The organism is Stieleria sedimenti (assembly GCF_025060895.1).
Classification (GTDB): domain Bacteria; phylum Planctomycetota; class Planctomycetia; order Pirellulales; family Pirellulaceae; genus Stieleria; species Stieleria sedimenti.
Map to the genome: position 1 here is coordinate 23,320 of NZ_JANZKV010000016.1, position 6,000 is coordinate 29,319.

Consider the following 6,000-nt stretch of genomic DNA (forward strand, 5'->3'; position numbering starts at 1 on the left):
GGCGGTTGATACCACACTTGCAACTGGGCGCTGGCAGGATGGCGGAGTGAATGGTCGGGCGGTTCCTTGGAACCGTGGTGACCGGTTCGCAACGCCATCTCGGATGCGTTAGGTAGACGTAGACATTGTTGTTACATGAAGGCACGTCGCACTTGAAATGACACGTGCTTTCCCAGGTCCACTCGTTTGATTCACCTAGGGAGAATCTGATTTATGACCAAGTGCAAGTTGGAATACATCTGGTTGGATGGCTATCAGCCGACGCAAAGCTTGAGAAGCAAGACCAAGATTATTGAGAATTTCAGTGGAAATGTCGAAGACGCCCCGATGTGGTCGTTCGATGGTTCGTCCACCGAGCAAGCGCCCGGCGGAGCATCGGATTGCCTGCTGAAACCCGTCAAAATCGTCCCGGATCCGGGCCGCATGGGCACCGGATACTTGGTGATGTGTGAAGTGCTCAACGCCGATGGTACGCCGCACCGCACCAACGGCCGCGCGACGATTGACGATGACGACGGTGATTTCTGGTTCGGTTTCGAACAGGAATACACGCTCTGGGATCCCGGCACCAACCGGCCGCTCGGGTTCCCCGCCGAAGGCTATCCCGGACCCCAAGGACCGTATTACTGCAGCGTCGGCAACGGCAAAGCGGTGGGACGAGAAATCATCGAAGAGCATCTCGAGACGTGCTTGGAAGCCGGCTTGAACGTCGAAGGCATCAATGCCGAAGTGATGATGGGCCAATGGGAATTCCAAGTCTTCTCCAAGGGTGCCAAGGACGCGGGTGACCAAGTCTGGTTGGGCCGCTACATTCTGGATCGAGTTGCGGAAAGCCACGGCGTCGGCATCAATTACCACTGCAAACCGGTCCCCGGCGACTGGAACGGCAGTGGGATGCACGCCAACTTCTCCAACACGACGCTGCGAACCTGTGGCAGCCAAGAGGTTTACGAAGCGATTTGTCAGGCCTTTGAGCCGCGGATCAAGGAGCACATCGACGTCTACGGTGCCGACAACGAACAACGTTTGACCGGTCTGCACGAAACGCAATCGATCGACAAGTTCAGCTACGGCGTCTCCGACCGTGGTGCGTCCATCCGAATCCCGATCGGAACCGTCGAAAACGGTTGGAAGGGTTGGTTGGAAGATCGACGTCCCGCCTCCAACGCCGACCCGTACATGGTCGCCAGCGCGATCATCGCGACCGTGAAAACGGCAGGGGTTCCCGCCTAGCGGGTCAAGCCCCGGGTTCCCACCCGTGGATGAAACGATACAGAACCCGGCAGCGGATCATCCGCTGCCGGGTTTTCTTATTAGGAAGTGGGGTAAGCATCTTGCTTGCCATCCTCGCCGGCCCCGCCGGCAGCCTAGGGATTCGGCTAGCAGGCGGGAGCAGCCGTTGGTGTCCAGGTTTGAGCCGCCCATACACGCTGCGGAGCAGCGACCGAGGATCGGCTCAAGCCTGGACACCAACGGGTCGCGAACCTGGTGCCAGACGATCCGTCCGACGGACCAATGGATCGGCCCCGTGGTCCAGATACAATGGTTGCTCCCCGCCCTCCTATCGTCACACCCTTTCTCGCTGCTTCCCACCACGGACCGACTCGATGATTTCGTCTGGCCCTCGTGTTTTCTCCGTCTGCGAACCCTTTGCTTCGTTGGCGTGTTCTCTCCTGCTGGTTCTTTCAGCCGCCATCACCCTGGCTGGCTCTCCCGCCGCGGCGGCCGATGATCCGCTGCAGCTTCGCGACGGCGATCGGGTGGTCTTGATCGGCGACGGTCTGATCGAGCAAGAACAGTACTTCGGCTGGGTCGAAGTGATGCTGACCACCGCCTTCCCCGATGCCGATGTCACCTATCGCAATCTCGGTTGGAACGGCGACACCCCGGCGGGTGATTCGCGATTCGGACTCAGTCTGCTTCAGGCCGGCCGCGAACCAGAGGGTGAAGGCTGGCGGCAATTGCAAAAGCAACTCGAAATGACCCGGCCGACGGTTGCCGTGCTGGGCTACGGGATGGCAAACGCACTGCAGGCTTCGACTCAAACGACGGACATCGAAAAGTATGATTCGATCATCAAATTCATGAAAGACCTGCAGCGATTGGCCGACACGATCCGGCAGATCAATCCTGATTGCCGCTTCGTGTTCCTCTCCCCGATCTCACCCGTCGGGCCCTCCGTGTTGACCCCTGAAATGGCTGCGGCGTACGCAGAACTGATCGAACATTTCTGTGCCAAGACCGGTGGTCAGTTTGTCGATCTGACCGGCGTCGCCACCACGGCAAGCCAGCGCAAGGATCCCGTTCACCTAAACAGTGACGGCTACAAAGCCGTGGCGGTTGCGATCGGAACCTCGCTGGGCATCGATCGCGGTGTCTGGAAAGACAGCCCGCAAACCGAACCGCTGAGGAGTGTGATCCTGGAGAAAAATCGGCTTTGGTTCCACCGTTCGCGGCCGGCCAACATGGCGTACGTGTTCGGATTTCGAAAACATGAACAAGGCCAAAACGCCGTCGAGATTCCCCAGTTTGATCCGTTGATCGAACAGGAGGAAGCCAAAATTGCGTCGCTGCGGCAGTTGAAAGCGAGCGGTGTGGAAGAGCCCGCGCCACGGTTGGAATCCAAGTACGCGGAGTTCACGCCGCAGCCGACGCCCGACTTTGTCGTCGCAGAGGGTTTGGAGGTCTCGTTGTGGGCCGAAAACCCGATGTTGAACAAACCGATTCACATGAACTTTGATCCGCAAGGTCGTTTGTGGGTCGCCAGCAGCGAAGCCTATCCGATGATCGAAGTCGGTCAGGCCATGCCCGACAAGATTTTGGTCTTGGAAGATTCCGATCACGACGGCAAGGCGGACAAGTCGACCGTGTTCGCCGACGGGTTGTTGATTCCCACCGGTGTGGCGCCCGGTGACGGCGGGGTTTATGTCGCCCAAAGCACCGATTTGCTGTTTCTCGAGGACACCGACGGGGACGGCAAGGCCGATCGCCGCGAGCGGGTGCTCAGCGGATTCGGTACCGAAGACACCCACCATAATCTGCACACGCTGCTGTTTGGTCCCGACGGCCGGTTGTACATGAACCAATCGGTGTACACCCGGACGGACGCCGAAACGCCCTACGGCGTGGTGCGGCTGAAAGCCGGTGGCGGATTTCGATTCGATACCAAAAACCGGCGGATGGACATCTTCTTCCGCGGTCTGTGGAACCCCTGGGGGCATCAGTTCGATGCACACGGCAATTCCTTCATGACCGACGGGGCGGGTTTCGCAGGCATCGCCTATGTCTTTCCCGGTGCGACCTTCAATCCTACCCCCGGCGCACGACGCCAGTTGGATCTGATCAGCCCCGGCAACTATCCCAAGTTCTGTGGCGGGGAGATTGTTCAAGGCGAAAGCTTTCCCGAAGACTGGCAAGGATCCTTCGTCACCTGTGATTTTCGCGCCAATCGCGTAACGCGGTTCTCGCTGTCGGAAACCGATGCGGGATTTGTGACGACGCAGCAGGCCGATTTGATCCGCACCAGCGCCAGCACGTTTCGCCCGATCGATATCAAACAAGGTCCCGACGGGGCGCTGTACATCGCCGACTGGTCCAACCCGATCATCAATCACGGCGAAGTCGATTTCCGGGATCCGCGACGCGATCGCTGGCACGGTCGGATTTGGCGTGTCACGGCCAAGGGCCGACCGCTGCGCCGGCCCGTTGACTTGACCAGCCAGTCGATCGAATCGTTGATCACCAATCTTTACTCTGGCGATCGTTATCTGGCCGATCAAGCGCGTCGTGTTTTGATCGAGCGCGGCGACGACACCGCGGCCAAGTTGAATCGGGTGTGGAGTTCGGCCACAACATCCGAAGATCGATTGGCTGCCGTGCGTCTCTCGGCGTCGGTCGGCAAGCCGGATGTCGCGTGGTTGCAGACGTTGCTGGGCGATTCAGCAGGCTCCGTCCGCGCCGCCGCGACGCGGATGTTGGCCGACTGGTCCGATCCGACCGACCCGACCGCAAGCATCCAACGTGCACAAGCGATGGAATGGTTTGCCGCGCGGATCGTTGACTCGCACCCGCGCGTTCGGCTGGAAGCGGTGCGTGGTTTGGCAAAACTGGGCGACGTCGACGCGATCCGACTTTCGCTGCGGGCGCTCGATCATCCGGTTGACCGATTCATCGATCACGCCTTGTTCTTGAACGTCGACGAAAACTCGGCCGCCCTGATCAAGGACCTTCGCAAACCGAGGTGGAGCACGGCGGAGAACCAAAAGCAGCTCGAGTATGTTCTGACCAGCGTCGAGCCGGCCAAGGCGACTGAGTTTCTGGGCACCTTTCTCGCCAACCACCCCATCCCGCGCGACGGTGGCGGGCCATGGATTAATCTGATCGCCAAAGCGGGCAGCCCCAAAGAACTGGGGATCCTGTATCGGCAAGCGATCGGCGACCAGTTGGAACCCGCCGCGACTGCCAAAGCGTTCGGAGCACTCCAGGATGCCAAACGATTGCGGCGTCTGAAACCGGAACTGGTCGGCCAGCCGGCCGACGAGTTGAAACCGTTGTTGTCGAGTTCGGATTCGCAGGTCCAGGCCGCGGCGATCGAGCTGAGTGGTGCCTGGCAGCTTCGCAAACTGATCCCCACGTTGGCCGATCTCGCCGCCGACGGGCAACTCGATTCCGCCACACGCGTCAAAGCCATCGCGGCGCTGCGATCTTGTGGCGGACAGGCGGCGGCCGAGGCGTTGCTGTCGCTGGTTCGCGAGGATGCATCGCCGGCGATCAAGTCGTCGTTGGTTGGGGCACTCGCCGGCACCGACCCGCAGCTGGCCGTTCAGCCTTTCTATGACACGTTGGCCGGCATCGAAGACGAACAAGCGGCGCTCGCACTTTGGCGAGCGATGTTGTCGGCCGAAGAGGGTGAAGCGTTGCTGACGGGGTCGTTGCCGACCGAGGGTCTTTCGGAAGTCGCCGCCCGCGCCGGGGTGCGTGCGGCCGGGGAAAGTGGTCGCAACGCGCAATCCTTGATCGACGCGTTGATGCCGATGAGCGGGTTGACGATGACTGCGGACAAATGGTCACCCGAGCGCGGCGCGGAACTGCGAAAACTGGTGACGCTCCAGGGCGACCCCGCGCGCGGCGAAATGATTTACCGCCGCAGCAGTCTGCAGTGCGCCACCTGCCACGCGATCGGCGGTGTGGGAGGCAAAGTGGGACCGGACATGACCAGCTTGGGCGCCAGCGCTCCGGTCGATTACATCATCGAGTCGCTGTTCGACCCGAACGCCAAGATCAAAGAAAACTACCACGCGGTGACCGTGTTGACCGAAGAGGGTCAGGTGTATTCCGGGATCGAATCGGGCAGCACCGAGGAAGAGATGGTGCTTCGTGATGCGTCGAACAAACTGGTGCGAATTCCCGAGGCGGAAATCGTTCAAGTCAAACCCGGCAAGTCGCTGATGCCGGCCGGGTTGCTCGATCGCGTTTCGCAACAAGATCAATTGGATTTGATCAGCTTCATGACCCGGCTCGGAAAACCCGGCGAGTACGACGCCAGCCGTCAGACCGTCGCCCGCGTCTTGGAAGTATTCGCCGGGTCGCACCGCATCGAACAGCAGGGCAACGAGGCGATCGTTTCCGGCGAACCGATCAAGGGTTGGAAGCCGCTGCAGGCCCGCGTGAGCGGGAAGATCGAGAAAGCGGCGTTGCAAGCACTCACCGCCCAACCCAGGCACACGTCGCTGGTCAATCTCTACCTGCGGACTCAAATCGAGGTCGGCTCGGACACGGCCGCCACCTTTTCGATCGACAACCTCGATCGGGCGAACGTCTGGATCGACGGTCAGCCGGCGGGGACGATTGCCGATCCGATCAAGCTTTCGCCGGGCAAGCACACCCTGTTGTTGCAAATCGACGGCAGGGGCTTGCCCGAATCGATCACGATTCGCAGCGAGCAGGTGACGTTCGTCAGCGAGTGATGTGCGAGTCGTTAGTGTGCAGGCTTTAGCCCAA

2 protein-coding genes are annotated in these 6,000 nt (G+C 60.4%); both read left to right on the forward strand.

Going from position 1 to position 6,000, the window contains the following annotated elements; all coding sequences use genetic code 11:
* The first annotated feature begins 213 nt into the window (after positions 1-213).
* Positions 214-1,233 (forward strand): glutamine synthetase beta-grasp domain-containing protein, encoded by a 1,020-nt coding sequence (locus NZK35_RS03045; RefSeq protein ID WP_259631126.1) that lies wholly within the window; start codon positions 214-216, stop codon positions 1,231-1,233.
* A 425-nt stretch (positions 1,234-1,658) separates the two neighbouring features.
* Positions 1,659-5,966 (forward strand): PVC-type heme-binding CxxCH protein, encoded by a 4,308-nt coding sequence (locus tag NZK35_RS03050; RefSeq protein WP_259631127.1) that lies wholly within the window; start codon positions 1,659-1,661, stop codon positions 5,964-5,966.
* Positions 5,967-6,000: the final 34 nt, after the last annotated feature.